Origin of the sequence: Mycolicibacter sp. MU0102 (assembly GCF_963378105.1) — a bacterium.
GTDB classification, from domain to species: Bacteria; Actinomycetota; Actinomycetes; order Mycobacteriales; family Mycobacteriaceae; genus Mycobacterium; species Mycobacterium holstebronense.
This window is the reverse complement of record NZ_OY726398.1, coordinates 4,462,330-4,478,859: the sequence shown is the minus strand read 5'-3', so window position 1 is coordinate 4,478,859 and position 16,530 is coordinate 4,462,330. Positions and strand designations below refer to the sequence as shown.

Annotated in this window: 15 protein-coding genes; 6 read left to right on the top strand and 9 right to left on the bottom strand. The window is 66.6% G+C overall.

Annotated elements, in window-relative coordinates; translation table 11 throughout:
- Positions 1 to 21: 21 nt before the first annotated feature.
- Positions 22 to 2,526 carry a PE family protein gene (locus tag RCP37_RS21030; RefSeq protein WP_308484856.1) on the top strand — a complete coding sequence of 835 codons (2,505 nt, stop codon included), beginning with the start codon at positions 22 to 24 and terminating at the stop codon, positions 2,524 to 2,526.
- Positions 2,527 to 2,781: 255 nt separating this feature from the next.
- The gene (locus tag RCP37_RS21025) at positions 2,782 to 3,444 is read left to right on the top strand and encodes a hypothetical protein (protein WP_308484855.1); all 663 of its coding nucleotides are present in this window, start codon (positions 2,782 to 2,784) and stop codon (positions 3,442 to 3,444) included.
- A gap of 49 nt (positions 3,445 to 3,493) precedes the next feature.
- Here the strand turns inward: RCP37_RS21025 and RCP37_RS21020 are convergent, their stop codons facing one another.
- Together RCP37_RS21020 and RCP37_RS21015 are read right to left on the bottom strand one after the other, a co-directional pair.
- Complete coding sequence (locus RCP37_RS21020; protein ID WP_308484854.1) at positions 3,494 to 3,898, bottom strand: type II toxin-antitoxin system VapC family toxin; 405 nt, start codon at positions 3,896 to 3,898, stop codon at positions 3,494 to 3,496.
- Positions 3,883 to 4,128 carry an antitoxin VapB family protein gene (locus tag RCP37_RS21015; protein ID WP_308484853.1) on the bottom strand — a complete coding sequence of 82 codons (246 nt, stop codon included), beginning with the start codon at positions 4,126 to 4,128 and terminating at the stop codon, positions 3,883 to 3,885. Before RCP37_RS21015 ends, RCP37_RS21020 begins: the two co-directional genes overlap by 16 nt.
- A gap of 202 nt (positions 4,129 to 4,330) precedes the next feature.
- On the opposite strand from RCP37_RS21015, the gene RCP37_RS21010 reads away from it, so the two are divergent.
- Positions 4,331 to 4,498: a hypothetical protein gene (locus RCP37_RS21010; protein WP_308484852.1), complete on the top strand. Its 168-nt coding sequence runs from the start codon at positions 4,331 to 4,333 to the stop codon at positions 4,496 to 4,498.
- 9 nt (positions 4,499 to 4,507) lie between these two features.
- On the opposite strand, the gene RCP37_RS21005 is transcribed toward RCP37_RS21010, so the two are convergent.
- From RCP37_RS21005 to RCP37_RS20975, 7 genes are read right to left on the bottom strand one after another with little or no spacing between them, the layout of a single operon-like run.
- Positions 4,508 to 4,918 carry a PIN domain-containing protein gene (locus RCP37_RS21005; protein WP_308487186.1) on the bottom strand — a complete coding sequence of 137 codons (411 nt, stop codon included), beginning with the start codon at positions 4,916 to 4,918 and terminating at the stop codon, positions 4,508 to 4,510.
- On the bottom strand, positions 4,909 to 5,133 hold the full coding sequence (gene vapB / locus RCP37_RS21000) for a type II toxin-antitoxin system VapB family antitoxin (RefSeq protein WP_308484851.1): 225 nt from the start codon (positions 5,131 to 5,133) through the stop codon (positions 4,909 to 4,911). The genes RCP37_RS21005 and vapB overlap by 10 nt, the downstream gene beginning before the upstream one ends.
- Positions 5,134 to 5,189: 56 nt before the next feature.
- Positions 5,190 to 6,020 carry a galactan export ABC transporter permease subunit Wzm/RfbD gene (gene wzm / locus RCP37_RS20995; RefSeq protein WP_047320635.1) on the bottom strand — a complete coding sequence of 277 codons (831 nt, stop codon included), beginning with the start codon at positions 6,018 to 6,020 and terminating at the stop codon, positions 5,190 to 5,192.
- Positions 6,017 to 6,937: a galactofuranosyltransferase GlfT1 gene (gene glfT1 / locus RCP37_RS20990; protein WP_308484850.1), complete on the bottom strand. Its 921-nt coding sequence runs from the start codon at positions 6,935 to 6,937 to the stop codon at positions 6,017 to 6,019. The genes wzm and glfT1 overlap by 4 nt, the downstream gene beginning before the upstream one ends.
- On the bottom strand, positions 6,934 to 7,743 hold the full coding sequence (gene wzt / locus RCP37_RS20985) for a galactan export ABC transporter ATP-binding subunit Wzt/RfbE (RefSeq protein WP_308484849.1): 810 nt from the start codon (positions 7,741 to 7,743) through the stop codon (positions 6,934 to 6,936). Before wzt ends, glfT1 begins: the two co-directional genes overlap by 4 nt.
- Positions 7,744 to 7,762: 19 nt before the next feature.
- Positions 7,763 to 8,290: a bacterial proteasome activator family protein gene (locus RCP37_RS20980; RefSeq protein ID WP_308487185.1), complete on the bottom strand. Its 528-nt coding sequence runs from the start codon at positions 8,288 to 8,290 to the stop codon at positions 7,763 to 7,765.
- A gap of 26 nt (positions 8,291 to 8,316) precedes the next feature.
- A complete protein-coding gene (locus tag RCP37_RS20975; RefSeq protein ID WP_373693204.1) occupies positions 8,317 to 10,251 on the bottom strand; it encodes a DUF6541 family protein in 1,935 nt (644 codons plus the stop codon).
- A gap of 124 nt (positions 10,252 to 10,375) precedes the next feature.
- Between RCP37_RS20975 and RCP37_RS20970 the strand changes: the two genes are divergently transcribed.
- The 3 genes from RCP37_RS20970 (at position 10,376) to RCP37_RS20960 (ending at position 16,500) form a co-directional block, all read left to right on the top strand.
- A complete protein-coding gene (locus RCP37_RS20970) occupies positions 10,376 to 11,572 on the top strand; it encodes a cysteine desulfurase-like protein (protein ID WP_308484847.1) in 1,197 nt (398 codons plus the stop codon).
- Between the two features lie 283 nt (positions 11,573 to 11,855).
- Entirely contained in the window at positions 11,856 to 13,742 is a 1,887-nt protein-coding gene (locus tag RCP37_RS20965; protein ID WP_308484846.1) for a fatty acyl-AMP ligase, read from the top strand.
- 454 nt (positions 13,743 to 14,196) lie between these two features.
- Positions 14,197 to 16,500 carry an autotransporter outer membrane beta-barrel domain-containing protein gene (locus RCP37_RS20960; RefSeq protein WP_308484845.1) on the top strand — a complete coding sequence of 768 codons (2,304 nt, stop codon included), beginning with the start codon at positions 14,197 to 14,199 and terminating at the stop codon, positions 16,498 to 16,500.
- The last annotated feature ends 30 nt before the right edge of the window (positions 16,501 to 16,530 follow it).

The window sequence follows — 16,530 nt, the reverse complement described above, 5'->3', positions numbered from 1 at the left end:
CAATCCATCTGAGGGGAATCCATGTCTTACCGCTTCGCTGACAAGAACGGCAAACGCAAAGTGAGCCGCGTCGTGGGCGCTACCAGTGCCGTGGGCGCCTTCCTGGCCTTTGGCATGACGCCGATCATGGCGGCGCCGGCTAGCGCCGATTTCGACTTTGGTGACCTGTTCAGCTGGATCGAGCTGCCGTCGGCCGACACGTCGGGGTTTGACTGGTCCGGCTTTGGCGCGTTCGATGGCGACGTGGCCGGCTCGGCGGCCACCACCCCGCTGGACGACCTCAACGCGCTCGTAGCGAACACCCTCAATCTGGTCATCTACCAGCCGATTTACGGCATCGGTCAGTTCCTGATCGACAGTGGTCTGCGACTCGACGGCATTTTCGACAACGGCGACAGTGCCTACGTCAGCATCAACGGTGACGGCGACCTGGTCTACCACGCTGCATCCGGTGGTGGCTTCCTGTTCGGCGACGGCGGTAGCGGCGCGTTTGTCAACGCCGAGGGTGACGTGATCGGCGCCAACGGCGCGGTCCTGATGGACGGTGGTAACGCGGTCACCCTGGCTGACATCGAGAACGGCACCTACGAGTTCGCTTCGACCACCTTCAACCTTGACGGTGGCAACGCGGGCCTCATCGGCAACGGTGGCGACGGCGGCAGCTTCTTCGGCCTCGGTGGCGACGGCGGCGCCGGCGGCTTCTTCATGGGCAACGGTGGCGCCGGTGGCCAGGGCGGCATCGGCGACATCGGAGTGATTGGTTTCGCCGGTGGTGTCGGTGGTAACGGTGGCTTCCTGATCGGCAACGGTGGCGCGGGTGGCACCGGCGGTACCGGCGGTACCGGTGCCGCGGGTGGCGTCGGCCTGGCTGGCGGGACGGCCGGTAACGGTGGCGCGGGCGGTAACGGCGGTGTGGCCGGCCTCTTCGGCAACTCCGGTGCCGGTGGTACCGGTGGCGTCGGTGGCGTCGGTGGCATCGGTGGTAACGGGGCTGCAGGCGCGGACACCCAGGACGGCAACGGCGGCAACGCCGGTAACGGTGGTGTCGGCGGTAACGGTGGTGTCGGCGGTAACGGTGGCCGCGGTGGGTTCTTCGGTGTTCACACCGTGGGCGTCGCAGGTAACGGTGGCGCGGCCGGCGTCGGTGGTGCCGGCGGCAACGGTGGTGCCGGTATCGCCGGCGCCGAGGGCAGCTTCGCCAATAATGGCGATGGCGACGGCGGTACCGGTGGTAATGGTGGCGCCGGCGCGATCGGTGGTGTCGGTGGTGTCGGTGGCGCGGCCGGTAAGGGCTCGGTCGATGGTGTGGTTGGTGCCAACGGCGACGGTGGCGTCGGCGGAAACGGCGGGCTCGGTGGTGTCGGCGGCGTCGGCGCGGACGGCGTTGGGACTGGCGGTAACGCCGGTAACGGTGGCGCGGGCGGTAACGGCGGTGCGGCCGCGGCCGGTGGTGCGGCCGGTGGTGCTGGCGCCAACGCAGGTGCCGCGGGTGTGGACGCTGACGGCGCCAACGGCGGTAACGGCGGTAACGGCACTGCCGGCGCCAACGGTGCCGATGGAACGGTGGAACCCGATGCCGGCGGTGACGGCGGTCCGGCCGGCAATGGTGAGAACGGTGGTGCCGGTGGTTCCGGTGGAGCCGGTGGTAATGGCGGTGGCCAGACCGGCAACGGCGGCAACGGTGGTCTCGGCGGCAGCGGTGCTGTCGGCGGTGACGGCGGGGTCAGCGGCTTCGGGATTCATGGCGAGAACGGCGGCATCCATGGCTTCAGCGGCTCCGGCAACGGTGGTGCCGGTGGTGCAGGTGGCGACGGTGGCGCTGCTGGCCTCGGAGCGACAAACGGCAGCGATGGCCAGATCGGCGATGGCGGCAACGGTGGTGCCGGCGGTAACGGTGGCGACACACCCGACATCACTTCCGCTGTTGCCGTTGAGAACCCGGTGGGGTCGCCAGGCAATGTCACCGGTGCCGGTGGCGCCGGTGGGGCCGGCGGCAGCGGTGCCACCGGTGGTAACGGTGGTGCCGGCGGCAACGGTGGTAACGACCTCAATGCCGTTGGTTCCAACGGTGGCGAGGCCGGCGACGGTGGTGCCGGTGGCGCAGGTTTGGCGAACACCGACGGCACCGGCGGCGTCGGCGGTAACGGCGGTGTCGGTGGTAACGGCGGCGCCGGCGGCGACATCCGCTGGGGCGACCCGAACGCTGTGCTTAACCTCCCGAACACCTCTGGCCCGATCGACGGCGTCCAGGGTGGCGCTGGTGGCGACGGCGGCGCTGGTGGCGCGGGTGAGGTCCAGGGCGGCAATGCCGGCAACGGCGGTAACGGTGGCGATGTCGTCACCCCGGCGCTGGGTGATGATGGCCTCAACGGTGGCGCCGGTGACACCCCGGGTGCTGACGGCGTGGGAGGCGCCGGTGGCGACGGCGGCGCCGGTGGCGTGGGCCCGGATGCTGAGAGCGACGGTGCCCCCGGCCAGGCCGGTACCCCGGGTACCGCTCCGGAGCCGCCCGTCGGCCAGCCGTAGCAGTCCCGACAACACAAAAGAAACACCCCGCACGAATGTGCGGGGTGTTTCTTTTGTGGCGTCTATCGGAACTAGCCGACCGACTGCGGGTGTTCCGAAAGACATAGCCGCGCTTACGATCTGGAGCAAGAAGCACGACTGCGCACGCGTCGGATGCAGCAGAGCAACGTATTTCTCAGGTGCCGCAATCCGATTTGTCCCAGTACTCGGTTTTCAATTCGAAGATCTCGCTGCACTGCAATACAATCACTGGCTATGTGGACTGCGTCGAACGGATATTCTCGGGCCATCGCCAGCGTTACAACCGCTGGTGTGGTCGCGTTGACGGCCGGCGCCGTCACACCTATTCCCGCCGCAGCGTCCCCGGTGACTCTTCCGTCAGCGGCGGTCTTCACCCCGGTCGAACTGACCGCACTGTCCGCCGATTCCAGCTTGATGGACATCGTCGGTGCGCTAACCGGATTGAGCTGGATCATCCCGTTCCTGGACGACCCGGGCAATCCGCTGTTCCCATTCGTCATCAGCCTCGAGGCGCTTGGCGAGTTGTTCGTGGTTATCCCACTGACGCTGGTGTTCGGCGCGCCACTGCTGCTGATCACCGAAGGCTGGCAGGGTGTCGTGGACACCGTCACCTTGTTGGGCACGGCCTTCGACGCCGTATCGAATCTGGCCGGCAACCTCTTGGACTGGTATGAAACCCGCAACTGGTTCACCGGTGAATTGCTCGATCCCGGCTCCAGTGAGGCCATCGGCCTGACCGGCTTGGGCGACATATTCCACGCCGGCAGTTGGGATGACGTATTCACTCCGGTTGGCCTTGACGGCGTGCTCCCTGCAGACGGTTTTGACACCGCGCTGCCCGCGGACGGTTTCGACGTCGTGCTTCCCGATCTGGGCCTGGGCGACCTGATCGCCTGATCCGCGGGGCCGCTACACCCAGTCGGTGGCACAGCGCCGCGGCGGGGTCTTAGCGGTAGGAGATGACTCCGAGTCCCTGGATCCGGCGGAAGTCCGCGACGTTGTGGGTCAGAACCGGGATTCCGAGACGAAGGCTGGTGCAGCCGATCCATAGGTCATTGCTGCCGATCATGTTCCCTCGGCGGCGCAGATCCTGGGAGACTTCCGCATAGGTGAGCGCGACAGCATCGTCGACCGGAACGAGGACGTGGCGTTCGCGCACGCCGACGATGATCGGATCGTCGCTGCGCTCGAACCCCGCGGCAAATTCACCGAGTGCAACGGTCGAGAGGAACAATTCGGTATCGGGCGACTCGCCTAAGAACCGATGCGCCGGCCCACCCGGAGTCCCGGCAGCCTGTTCTCGCCGCAAGTCGATAAGGAACGTCGTGTCGACGCTTACGCGGGGCGCCACGGATCATCCGGGGGGAAGTCCATCCGCTGCGCCTCGTCGAGGCGTTCGAGTTCGTCCTCGGTGGCAACCGGCAGCGCGGCCAACGCTGCCAGCAGTGCGCCCGCGGTACGAGCCTCGTTGCGCCAGTGCGCGCGCTTGATGACACGGGAGAACGATTCGTCCGGTGAGCGGCGAGCTGCTCTGAGCCGCTCGTATGCCTCGATGTCGATCGAGATCGTCTTGGTGGCCATGTATCCGTGTATACATGCATGGATACATGGATAGCCAGGAGCATTGCCGGAATCGAGGTCGTCCCGCTGCGGGTTCCGCTCAAACCGGGCCTGCCCGGCGCCACGCTGTGGAGTGAAAAGCTGTCGAGCGCGGACTCACTACTGGTCAAGGAGACCACCGACGACAGCATGGTGGGTTGGGCCGAGGCGTTCGGCCGGCGCGGTGCCAGCCTGGCCGCCCACGCGCTGGTCGATCTCATCACGCCGCTGTGTCTGGGTCGCGACGCCGACGACGGACGGGCGGATCACCGTGCCGCACGGATCGGGCCTCGGCATCGATCCCGATCCCGATCCCGACGTGATCAGCGCCTACCGCTGCGACGGCGACTGAACCCCGCGGTCAGAGCCGAAGCCGGTCGATGGGTTGTCCGGTTAGGTCGGCGATCAACTCGTAGCCCCTATCCAGCGCCAGGACCGTTAGGCCGGCGGTTTCTGCTATAGCAGCCACAAGAAGGTCAGGAACGGACGGTGCTCGATGTTGGCCGCGATCGGCCAGCAGCAGTTGAGTCGCAATTGCGCGGTTCTCGGCCGCCGGAGTCACATACTCCAACGGCATGAGAGACAGTGGGGGCGAGAGGGTTTCGTGGCGTGCTTGTTCCGCATTGTGAAAGGAATAGCCGATCTCGAGTCGCGTCACGGTGCTGATGCGGACCACGCCGCGTCCGATCCGATCCGCCCATTCCTGTGCATCAGGAGACTCCCCGAGTCGCGTGTAGGCGGACTTGTCGATCAGCCAGGTCGTCACCGCCAGGCAGCTTCCATCACGTTCGGATCGTCGAGATCCCTAGCAGCTTCGGCGGCACGACGCAGGTCCGCGACTGTCAGCCGAGCGCCGCCATCGGCTGACCGCTCCGCTTCGAACCTACGGCGCAGGTATTCGTTGCGGGAGAGTCCCTGGGCAGCCGCCTCGGTGTCGATTTGCGCGACGGTCGTGTCTGACAACCCTCGGATGAGAATGTCAGCCATCAGCGCTCACCTCCTGATATCAGTGCTATCAGCGTAGGGGCGGCCCCGGTGCGGCGCTACACCCAGTACGCCACTCTGGCCCGGTACTGGCGCAGCACCAGCGCCGCCACCGCCCAGCCGACCACGGTCAGCACCAGCACCACTGCCCAGTGCCGCAGCGGCTGATGCGCCCCCAGCAGCGGCAGCCGCACCAGGTCCAGGTAATGCATCAGCGGGTTGAACTCCACCACCGCCGTCCAGCGTGACGCTCCCTGAGCGCGCAGGGTGTCGTAGTTCCAGATGATCGGCGTCATCAAGAACAGCAGCTGCACCACCGAGAACAACAGTGGAGCGATATCGCGGTAGCGGGTGGCCAGAATTCCGAAGCACAGCGACACCCATACGCAGTTCAGGGCGATCAGCAGCAGTGCCGGAATCACCGAAAGATCCGCCCACGACCAGGGTTTCGGGAAGATCAGCGCGATCGGCAGATAGATGACGATGTTGTGCGCGAACAGGATCATCTGGCGCCACACCAACCGGTAGACGTGCACACTCAACGGCGTCGGCAACTGCTTGATCAGTCCCTCGTTGGCGACGAACACGTCGGCGCCCTCCAGGATGGCGGCGTTGAGCAGGTTCCACACGATCAGCCCCAGCGTCACGTACGGCAGGTGCACCGCCAGGTCGAGGTGGAACAGCTTGGAGTACAGGCCGCCCATCGCCACCGCCGTGGTCGCGGTGCCGATGGTGATCCAGAACGGGCCCAGCACACTGCGCCGATAGCGCTGCTTGATGTCCTGCCAGCCCAGGTGCAGCCACAACTCGTGGCGGCGGAACCCGTCCACCAGATCGGCCCGTGCCCGCGCAAACGTCTTGGACTGCGCGGCAACGTCGTCGAAGCTCACTGCTGCCCCTCCGGTTTGGCGAACTGTTCTCGGCGTCCCTGTCGGCGCAGCCGGGCCCACTGCATCAGGCCGGCCGGGTCGCGGCGCGACACCAGGAAGAACCAGCCGAACCGCAGCCATTCCTGGACCAGCAACCGGCGCATGCCGGGCTGAGCCATCAGATAGCCGCGGTTGCGGTAGGTATAGAAACGTTTGGCGGCGCTATCCGGGTACTGGGCGTGCATCCGGCCGCCAAGGATCGGCTTGAACTCCGCCGAACCGCACGGGTGCAAGTAGGCCGCGTTCAGGCACGTCCCGAATGCCAGTCCGGACCGAGCCAGCCGGCGATGTACTTCCACCTCGTCGCCGCGCATGAACAACCGCAGGTCCGGCACACCGACCGCGTCCAGGGCATCCGCGGTGAACAGTGCCCCGTTGAACAGCGACGCGATTCCGGGCAACAGATCCTCATCCGATGCGCCGCTGCGCAATTCGCCGACCTCGCGCCGCCACACCAGCCCGCGTCGTAGCGGAAAGGCCAGCCGGGACGGGTCGTCGATGTTGCACACCATCGGGGACACCTCGGCCAGCCGATGTTTGGCCGCGCAGTCCAGCAGCGCCGACAGGACGCCGGCGTCCGCCGGACGGCCGTCGTCGTCGGCAAGCCATACCCAATCCGCGCCGGCGGCCAGGGCGTGCAGCATGCCCAGCGCGAAACCTCCTGCGCCGCCCAGGTTTCGTCGCGACCCGAGGTAGGTGCACGGCACCGGTTGGCCGGCCACCAGCTCGGCGACCGTCGGGTCACCAGAGCCGAAGTCGTTGTCGACCACGATCACGTGGTCGGGTGCCCGGGTCTGGGTTGTCAGCGCCTTCAGTGACTCGGCCAGCTGCTGGGGCCGCCGGTGGGTGACGACGACGGCGTAGACGGTTTCGGTCACGGCTGATCCCCGGCCTGCGTCTCGGCAAGCACCTCGCGTACGTGCCGGGCCGCATCCGGGCCTTCGTAGGCGCCGACCACCTCCTCGATCCCACCGGTCATCCGGATGGTGCCGTGGTCGATCCACATCGCGGTCTTGCACAGTCGAGCCAAGAATTCGTTGGAATGGCTGGCGAACACCAGGATCCCGGACCGCTCCACCAACTTCTGCAGCCGGGTCTGGGCCTTCTTCAAGAATTCGGCGTCCACCGCGCCGATGCCTTCGTCGAGCAGCAGGATCTCCGGGTCGATGCTGGTGACCACGCCCATCGCCAACCGCACCCGCATACCGGTGGAGTAGGTGCGCAGCGGCATCGCCAGATAGTCGCCCAGCTCGGTGAATTCGGCGATCTCGTCAACCTTGGCGGCCATCTGTTTGCGGGTCTGTCCGAGGAACAACCCCCGGATGATGATGTTTTCGTAGCCGGAGATCTCCGGGTCCATACCCACACCCAGGTCGAAGACCGGCGCCACCCGCCCGACCACCGATGCCGACCCGCGAGTCGGCTCGTAGATTCCCGAAAGCAGCCGCAGCAGGGTGGATTTTCCGGCGCCGTTGTGCCCCACCAGACCGACGCGATCGCCCAAGGACAGTGACATGGTGATGTCGCGCAGCGCCTCGACCACCACCACATTGGAGTTGTTGCGCCCGATCGCCCCGCCGGCCTTGCCGAGGAACGCCTTCTTCAGCGATCGTGCCTTGGCGTCGAAGATGGGGAACTCGACCCAGGCGTCGCGGGTTTCGATACGAGGATCGTTGTCAGACACGGCAATTCCGCTGGCTGGCTTACAGGTACTGGCCGGAGCCGTGGCCCTGGCTGTGACTTCCGGGCCCGCCGGCGCCAGGGGGCAGGGCGCCGTGGCGCATCTGCTCCAGCTGCGCCCGGGCAGCCATCTGCTGGGCGAACAACGCGGTCTGGATGCCGTGGAACAGGCCCTCCAGCCAGCCCACCAGCTGGGCTTGGGCGATCCGTAGTTCGGCGTCCGACGGTGTGGCGTCCTCGCGTAGCGGCAGTGTCAGCCGGTCCAGCTCCTCGCGCAGCTCCGGGGCCAGGCCGTCCTCGAGCTCGCGAATGCTGGCGGAGTGGACCTCGCGCAGCCGAATCCGGCTGGCCTCATCCAGGGGAGCCGAGCGGACTTCTTCGAGCAGCTGCTTGATCATGGTGCCGATCCGCATCACCTTGGCGGGCTGTTCGATCAGGTCGGTCAGCGACGCCTCGTCATCATCGGCGGCGTCAGTGGAGCCGTTGAGCCCAGCCGCCAGCAGCCGCGGGTCGGCGCCGCTGATGATCTCGACGCCACCGGCGCTGTCCATGCCGTCTGCGCTGCTGCCGCTGGTGGTCACCGCGCTGTCTCTCCTTGCCATTCGTAGATACTCGCCCCGCCATTGTCGTAGATCCTGGCCCAGGACCGCGATTTCTCCAGTGACACTAGCCCGTCGGGCAGGGTGAACCCGCGGACCGTCGGGCTGCTGATCAGCACGTAGCGGATATTGAGGTCGTGCACGGCAGCCGCCACTCGCGGATCGGTGTCGGCGTCGTCGGCGTATGCCCAGAAGATGAACCGCTCCGGGCCGGGGCCTTGCTGCTGAGGGTAGTCGTAGTGCGTCCACAGCGGGTGCAGGCCGGCGACTGCGTACATCCAGGCACTGCCGTCGACGTTGGCGTTGCCGATCACGGTGTCGTGGGCCCCGGGCAGGTCGGCCAGGTAGGCGTACGCCCGCAGGTCTCGGGAGTCGACCATCACCGAGTCGTACTTGTCGCCGAACAAGAACGCGTGCCGCGGCAGGTAATGCCAGGCCAGCCCGACCGTCGCGGTCACCAGCAGCAGCCCGGTCAGTACCGGCCGCGCCCGCACTCCCGCCGGCTTGGAAACGAACGCGGCCAGCGCCGCCAGGCCCGCTCCGGCCATCGGGACCAACAGCAGCGTCATCGCCGCCATGATTCGGCGCGGGTCGCTGTAGAACAGGTCGGTGAACGTGCCCACCACGTTGCCTACCGGGCCGCCGAGCGGAGCCGAGGACTGCACCACCGCCACCACCAGCACCGCCCACAGCGCCAACGGCCACCACACCTTGCGGGCCACCAGCACTGCTGCCCCCGCCGCGGCCAGCGCCACCAGCGCGTATTGGATCGGAAAGTCGTTGAGGTGGCGGGTGTGCATCAGCAGCGCGTCGCGCAGACCCGACTTGCGGCCCTCGTGGGTCAGAAACGCGTGCCCGGCGATGATCTCGGCCTGCTTGCGCACGCTCAGCAGCTGCGGCAACAGCAGCAGCCCGGTCGGGATCAGGACCCCGGCCAGGGCGAGGGTGTCCCGTCGCTTCCCGCGCAGCGGATTCCACAGCGCACCGTCGGAGGGACTCAGCCACCAGGCCGCCACCAGCAAGACCGTGACCACGCCCCCGGTCAGGTGTACCGAGAACACGCCCAGTAGCGCCAGCACCGCCACGCAGATCCGGTCCCGCAGGATGCGGACCGCGGTGATCAGCGCGAAGGCCGGCGCCACCAGCCCGTAAGCCACCAGATTGGGCATCGCGGCGGTGCCGAACTCGACGTAGGGCAGCGCGGTGAAGGACGCCGACAGCGCGGCGGCGGTGCCCGCCGACACCGCCGTCACAGCGGTGCTCGTCACCCGCTGCAGCAGATTCCAGGTGAGCAGCGCTGCGCTGACCGGAAACAGCCACACCGAGGCGGCCAGCCCGGCCAGGGTGTAGCCGGTCGTGGGTGCGGCGCCGGTCAGTTGGCACAGCACCGCGGTCAGCGCGTGGAATGCCGACGGGTAATACAGCGCGGCGTGGGTTTCGACATTGCGCAGCTCGCCCATGTGAGTTGGTGAGGCCTGGCCGGTGTCGAGGATGAATCGGACGGTGTTGGCGTGCCACACCGCGTCCCAGGTGCTGGGAATGCTCTGCCAGTCCGCGATTCCCCGCAGCGCGGCCCAGCCGATCAGCAATACCCCCAGCAGCGTTCCGGCGGCCACCGTGAGTATCGGCCACAGTGCCGGCGAGGGGGCCGCCACATGGATGCCGGGACGGCGCCCCAGCAAAGATCGCATTCCCCTCGCCAAGCCGCACACCGCGACGCCGACCACCACCAATGCAGCCGCTGCAGTGGTTGCGTTCCAAGGGATTCCGATAGCGCCGAAAGGGACGATGGCCAGGCCTACGATTCCGTAGGTAAGCGCCGGGCCGACCGCCACGGCTAATGGCCAGTTCAACCCGGCGCCGGCCGCTACGAGCGCACCCGGAAGCACCAGCAGCAAAAGCGCCGTGACCATTCCGAAGCCCAGAAGCACTGCACTAGTATGTCTGCCAAGGTGGCCTGGCTCCGTATTGCGGGGGAGCTATCTCGTTATCCGAGACGTTCACCGATCGATTTTGAGAAGTTTTAAGGTGGCTGGCATGGCCTATGACGTCGCTCGCGTGCGCGGATTGCACCCGACGCTCGGTGACGGATGGGTTCATTTCGATTCGTCGTCGGGCATGTTGATTCCGGACTCGGTGGCCACCACCGTGTCGACCGCGTTCCGGGGATCGTTGGCGAAGGCGGTCGGCCCGCACCCGGCGGCCCGCCGCAGTGCCGCGGTGTTGGTCGCGGCCCGCCAGGCGGTGGCCGATCTGGTGGGCTCGGAGTCTGCCGCGGTGGTGCTGGGTCCCGATCGCGCCGTGTTGTTGAGCGCTTTGGCCGATGCCGCGTCGTCGCGGGTGAGCCTGGGCTACGAGACGGTGGTCACCCGTCTCGACGACGAGGCCAACATCGCCCCCTGGGTGCGGGCTGCCAACCTTTATGGCGCCAAGCTCAAGTGGGCCGAGGTCGACATCGAGACCGGGGAGCTGCCCAGCTGGCAGTGGGAGAACCTGATCACCCCGTCTACCCGGTTGGTGGCACTCACCTCGGGCTCGGGGGTACTGGGCACCGTCACCGATCTTCGGCCGGTCACCAAGCTGGTCCACGATGTGGGCGGCGTGGCCGTCGTCGACCACTCGGCCACGGCGCCGTACCAACTACTCGACATCAACGAGGTCGAGGCGGACGTGGTGGCCGTCAACGCGGCCTCCTGGGGCGGGCCGCCGGTGGGCGCGCTGGTCTTTCGCGACCCGGCGCTGATCGACACGTTTGGGTCGGTGTCGCTGGACCCGCACGCCGTGGGCCCGGCCCGATTGGAAGTCGGCCTGCACCAGTTCGGTCTGCTGGCGGGGCTGGTGGCCAGTGTCGAGTATCTGGCGTCGCTGGACGAGTCGGCCCGGGGTAGCCGCCGCGAGCGGCTGGCGGTATCGATGCAGTCTGCCGCGGCGTATCTGAACCGGCTGTTCGAGTACCTGCTGAGTTCCTTGCGGTCGCTGCCGCTGGTGATGCTGATCGGCCAGCCCGAGGCGCGCATCCCGGTGGTCAGCTTCGCAGTACAGAAGGTGCCGGCCGAACGAGTGGTGCAGCGGTTGGCCGACAACGGTGTGCTGGCGATCGCCAATGCCGGGTCCCGGGTGCTCGACGCGATCGGCGTCAATGACATCGGGGGAGCGGTCACCGTCGGGCTGGGCCACTACTCGACGATGGCCGAAGTCGACCAGCTGGTTCGGGCGCTGGCGTCGCTGGGCTGAGGTGACGCCGGGTTGCCGCCGTCGGTGGCTGAAACCCATTCGTCCCAACTGCACGGCGGGTACAGGATCTGAACGATTGCCCGGCTTTGAGCGACAACGCTCGTTATGTCAGGTGGATCTGTTGCGGCGGCACGTGAGTTGACAGCCGTTGTCGCGCCAAGGCGGGCAACTCTCTATATGGTCTGATCCGCCGGCGAGCTGCTTCGTCCGGCTCCAACGCGCTTGCAGTCGCCGCTACGCTGTGGGCGTCACACCCCAGCACTTCCGAAGGCAGACGCAGAAGATGGCAGAACTGACGAGTTCCTTGGCTCCCTTGGAGTTGGACACCCTTGTCGACCTGATGCAGCAGCAGGCTGCGCGTTTCCAGGACACGCCCGCTTTCATCTTCTGCCCAGAAGGCGATATCGAAGAGGACCGGGTCACCTACCGCGACCTGGACCGTCGTGCCCGCTCGATCGCGGCGAGCTTGCAGCTTCACGGCGCCGCGGGTGAGCGTGTGCTGGTGCTCTGCCGCCCCGGTGTGGACAGCATCGCCGGGCTGTTCGGCTGTTTCTACGCCGGCGCTATCGCGATACCGGTCGACGAGCACTGGCCTATCCGCCGGATCGAGACCGTCGTGCCCGAATCGGATGCGCGCTTCGCGCTGGCAACGGCGAAGACCCAGGCCAAGATGAAGTCTGCGGTGGACGGCCTCAGTGCCGGGCCGAAGCTGACCTGGCTGGCCATGGATGAGGCCCCCGACGACGGGGCGGCCTGGGAGCCGCAGAGCGTCCGTGCCGACAGCCTCGCCATGATCCAGTACACCTCGGGCTCCACCGGGGTGCCGAAGGGTTGCGTGCTGACGCACCGCAACTACCTCAGCAATCTGGAGGTAATGCGGTGGGCGCTGAATCCGCCGGATGACGCGCCAGTGATGAACAGCCCGATCAGCGGGGTGTCCTGGCTGCCGCAGTACCACGACATGGGCTTTGTCGGGGGCATCCTCGGCACCATCTACGGCGGCCGCACCACCGTGCTGATGTCGCCGAGCGCCTTCTTGATGCGTCCGCTCCGCTGGATGCAGGCGATCTCGCGCTACCAGGCGACCATCACCGCCGCCCCCAACTTCGCTTACGAGGCCTGCGTCAAACGCAGCACCGCGGAGCAGCGGGCGGCCCTGGACCTGTCGAGCCTGTCGATCGCCGTGGTCGGAGCCGGGCCGATCAGTGCTGAGACGCTGCAGTCCTTCACAGAGGCGTTCGCACCGGCCGGGTTCCGTCCCGAGGCGTTCCTTCCGGCCTATGGGCTGGCCGAGGCGACCCTGGGCGTGACGGGCATGTCCGAGTCGCCACTGCCGGTGGTCCGGCACTTCGACCGGACCGCGCTGAGCGAGGACCGGATCGTCGAGGTGGCAGCCGATGCCGCCCACTCAGAAACCGCTCTACCGCTGGTGGGCTGCGGCAAGAAGTCGGAGCTCTTGGATGTCCGAATCGTCGATACCGAGACGCGGCTACCCCGCACCGCTGAGGAAGTGGGCGAGATCTGGGTTGCCGGCCCTTGCGTCGGAGTGGGCTACTGGGGGCGGCCGGAGGAAACGGAGCATGCTTTCCAAGCGCACCTCGCCGACACCGGCGAGGGTCCTTACCTGCGCAGTGGCGATCTGGGGTTCTTCCGGGAAGGCGAACTGTACGTCACCGGCCGGTGCAAGGACCTGATGACGATCAACGGATTCAGCCATTATCCGAATGACATCGAGCTGACCGTGCAGGCCTGCCACCCGGCGCTGATGCCCAGCCGTGGCGCCGTGTTCCAGTTGCCGACCGAGCGTTACGCCCCCGAATACATGGTGGTGGTGCAGGAGGTGCACCACCACGAGGCGGTCGGGGTCGATCCGAAAGACCTGATCGATTCGATCCGGGCGGCTATCCGCACCAACCATGGCATCGACGCTCAGGCCGTCGTGCTGCTCAAACCGATGCGGATACCTACTACTACCAGCGGCAAGATTCAGCGCGGTGCGTGCCGTGACCAGTACGTCGCCGGCGAGCTGACAGTGTTGGCGGAGTGGGCGGAGCCGCGGCCGGCAAAAACGGGCCCGGGAATCAAGGGTGCGCTGTTGGCTGGACTGGGGCGGGCCGTCGCGGCCGGATTGGCGCAGCACCGGCGGGAAGGCTCGCCGGGCCAGGGCTGAAGTCAGCCCCGCTGAGCCCGCCGCCGCATGCCACTCGGCCGCGGCGCGCGAAACCCCGCTGAGGAAGCGAGGCCGGCCCGCGCAGCGAAGCGCCGTTGACTTCTGTGATCGACGTCACTTTCCGGCCAGTAGCTGGCGGCGACTTTGTCGTCGAATCGGGCAACCTGCTGGCAAGCGGGGTCATCAGGTTGGTAGCGGTCATGCCGCTTCCTGCCTTAACGAGCGGCTCGGCCGCGAATCGCCGTTAACAAAACCTGAGAAGCTCCTCGGTCGACTCCTGGGCCTGCTGCGATATCAGGTCCACCACGGTCCGCTGGGCCGGAAATGCATCGCACTACGTGTCATGCGCCGGGGTTTTCATGAAGTTTTTCCTTACAAAAATTCCCGTTCGACAAAACGGAAAACTCATGTAAGTTTAAGCAACGTCCGTAGTCAGTGTCCGTAGGAGAGCATGATGCAGCTCGCGCTTCGCCCGTACGTCACCCCCGGTGTCGCGATCGCGGGTGCCGCGTTGATCGCGGTCAACGGGGCAGTTCCCGCGGCGGTGCTGCGGCCCCAAGTTGAGCCTCGCCAGGCCCATGAGTTGGTCCAGCACCATCCTGTGAAGCTCACAGCTGATTTCTTCGGACCGTGGCAGGACCTGTTCAGCAACACCGCTACCAACCTGGCGGCGATGGGCTCCGACAACGGCTGGGGAAACCTGCTGGAGCAGATCTTCAGCGACCCGAGCTCGCTGTCGCGGCTGCCGGAGGTCTTCGACTTCCTGACGTCGATCATGCCGTCGATCAGCGGCTCCGACCCGCTGATGGTCCTGCTCTCGCCGATCCTGACCATCGGGATGGGCATCATCGGCCCGCTGGTCACGGTCAATGACGCGATGCAGGACATTCTCAACCAGATCTTCAACCCCAATGATCCGCTGGACCCGTTCGCGGCCATCTTCACCGCGTTCCCGCGTCTGGTCGACGCGTGGCTGAACGGCACCAGCACTGTCGACATCGCCGGCAGCAGCGTTCTTGCGTTCCAGGGCATCCTGGTCCCCGGTCAGAACCTCATCATCGACCAGACCGCTGAGGAGCTGGCCAACAACCTCAACATCGGCGACCAGACCATCGCCAGCCTGCTCGACCAGACCGGCATCGGCACGCTTGAGGTCGCCGGCATGTTGACCGGCCTGCTGGACAGCGTCGGACTGGGTGACGACACCCCCGTCGACGTCATCAACGCCCTCGGCCTGGGCAGCCTTGAGGTTTCCAGCGTGCTGAGCACGATCTTCGACGCGGTGGGCATCGGCAACCCCACCATCGCCGAACTCATGGACATGCTGGGTATCGGCGACGTTCAGGTCGCCGATATCGCCATCGACTTCACCAACGCACTGGGCTTCGACAACCCGACGATCGTCGACATCGCCGGCGACGTCGGTCTGGCCGACCTCAAGCTGGCCGACCTGGGCATGGACGTGCTCAACGCGATGGGCATCGGCGACCCGACCGTCAACGAGCTCATCGCTGACATCGGCGCCGGCGACCTGACACTCAACGGCCTGCTGCAAACAGCGGTGGACGCGCTGGGCCTCGGCGGTCAGAGCGCGGCGGACATGCTCGACGCCACGGGCCTCGGCACCCAGACCACCCATGAGTTCATCACCTCGCTGCTCGGCGGGCTGGGCCTGGGCAATCAGACGATCATGGACCTGCTCAGTTCGGCCGGCCTTGCCGACGCTGACATCGGCCAGTTGGTTTCGGTGGTACTCGGTTCCTACGGCGACACCACAGTCGCCGAGGTCATGGGTTTCGCGGGCTTCGGCGCGGTGACGGTCGGGGACGTCACCGACCTTTTGGGTATCACCAATCTGTCGGTGGGCACCATCCTCGGCAACCTGTCCTACATCACCGGCAACCTCACGGTCAACGACATGCTCGCCGCTACCGGCATGACCCCGCTGGACAAGGGCGGTGACGCTCTGCTGTCGGCTTCCCTGGCGGGTACGACCATCGCCTCCTTCTTGGGCGACCAGTTGAACGACCCCCTCATCTCGATGCTCGGCCCGATGGGCGAGATGACCCTCAACGAGATGATCTCGACGAACTTCTCGATGACCCTGGGTCAGATGCTCACCGACTCGGGCATGGCCGATCAGACCCTGACCGACCTGGTGCTGGCCGGCATGCCCGACGCGCCGCTCTCTTCGCTGCTCGGCGTCATGGGCGACACCACCCTGTCGGCCCTGATCGACCAACTGGTGCCCGCTGACCAGACGATCATCGACATGCTCGCTGAGTCGGGTCTGGGCAACCAGACCATGAGTGAACTGCTCAACCAGACCTTCGGTGACCAGACCGTCGCCAATGCTCTGGACGACGGTGGGCTGGGCAGCATGCACCTCGACGACATCATCCGTCAGGCGCTGGGCCCGCAGACCGTCAACGACATGCTCAACGACTTCGGCCTCGGCGGTCAGTCGCTCAGCGACCTGTTCGACCAGTTCTTCGGCATCAGCACCATCGCCGACCAGATGCTCGCCCTGGGCCTGGGCGACCAGACCCTCAACGAGTTGATCGACTCGCTGTTCGGGACCTCGACGGTCAGTGCGCTGCTCGGCGACTTCGGCCTCCAGACCGTCGACGAGCTCCTGGCGTCCCTGGGGCTCGGGGATATGACCGTGATCAACGCGCAGATCGGCGAGTTCTGGGGCTCCATGTCCTACTGGCTTGACGGCCTAGGGGACCAGATCACGGCGGTGCTCAGTGGCTAAGCGACCTGAACGGCAAAGCAACTTCGGAAC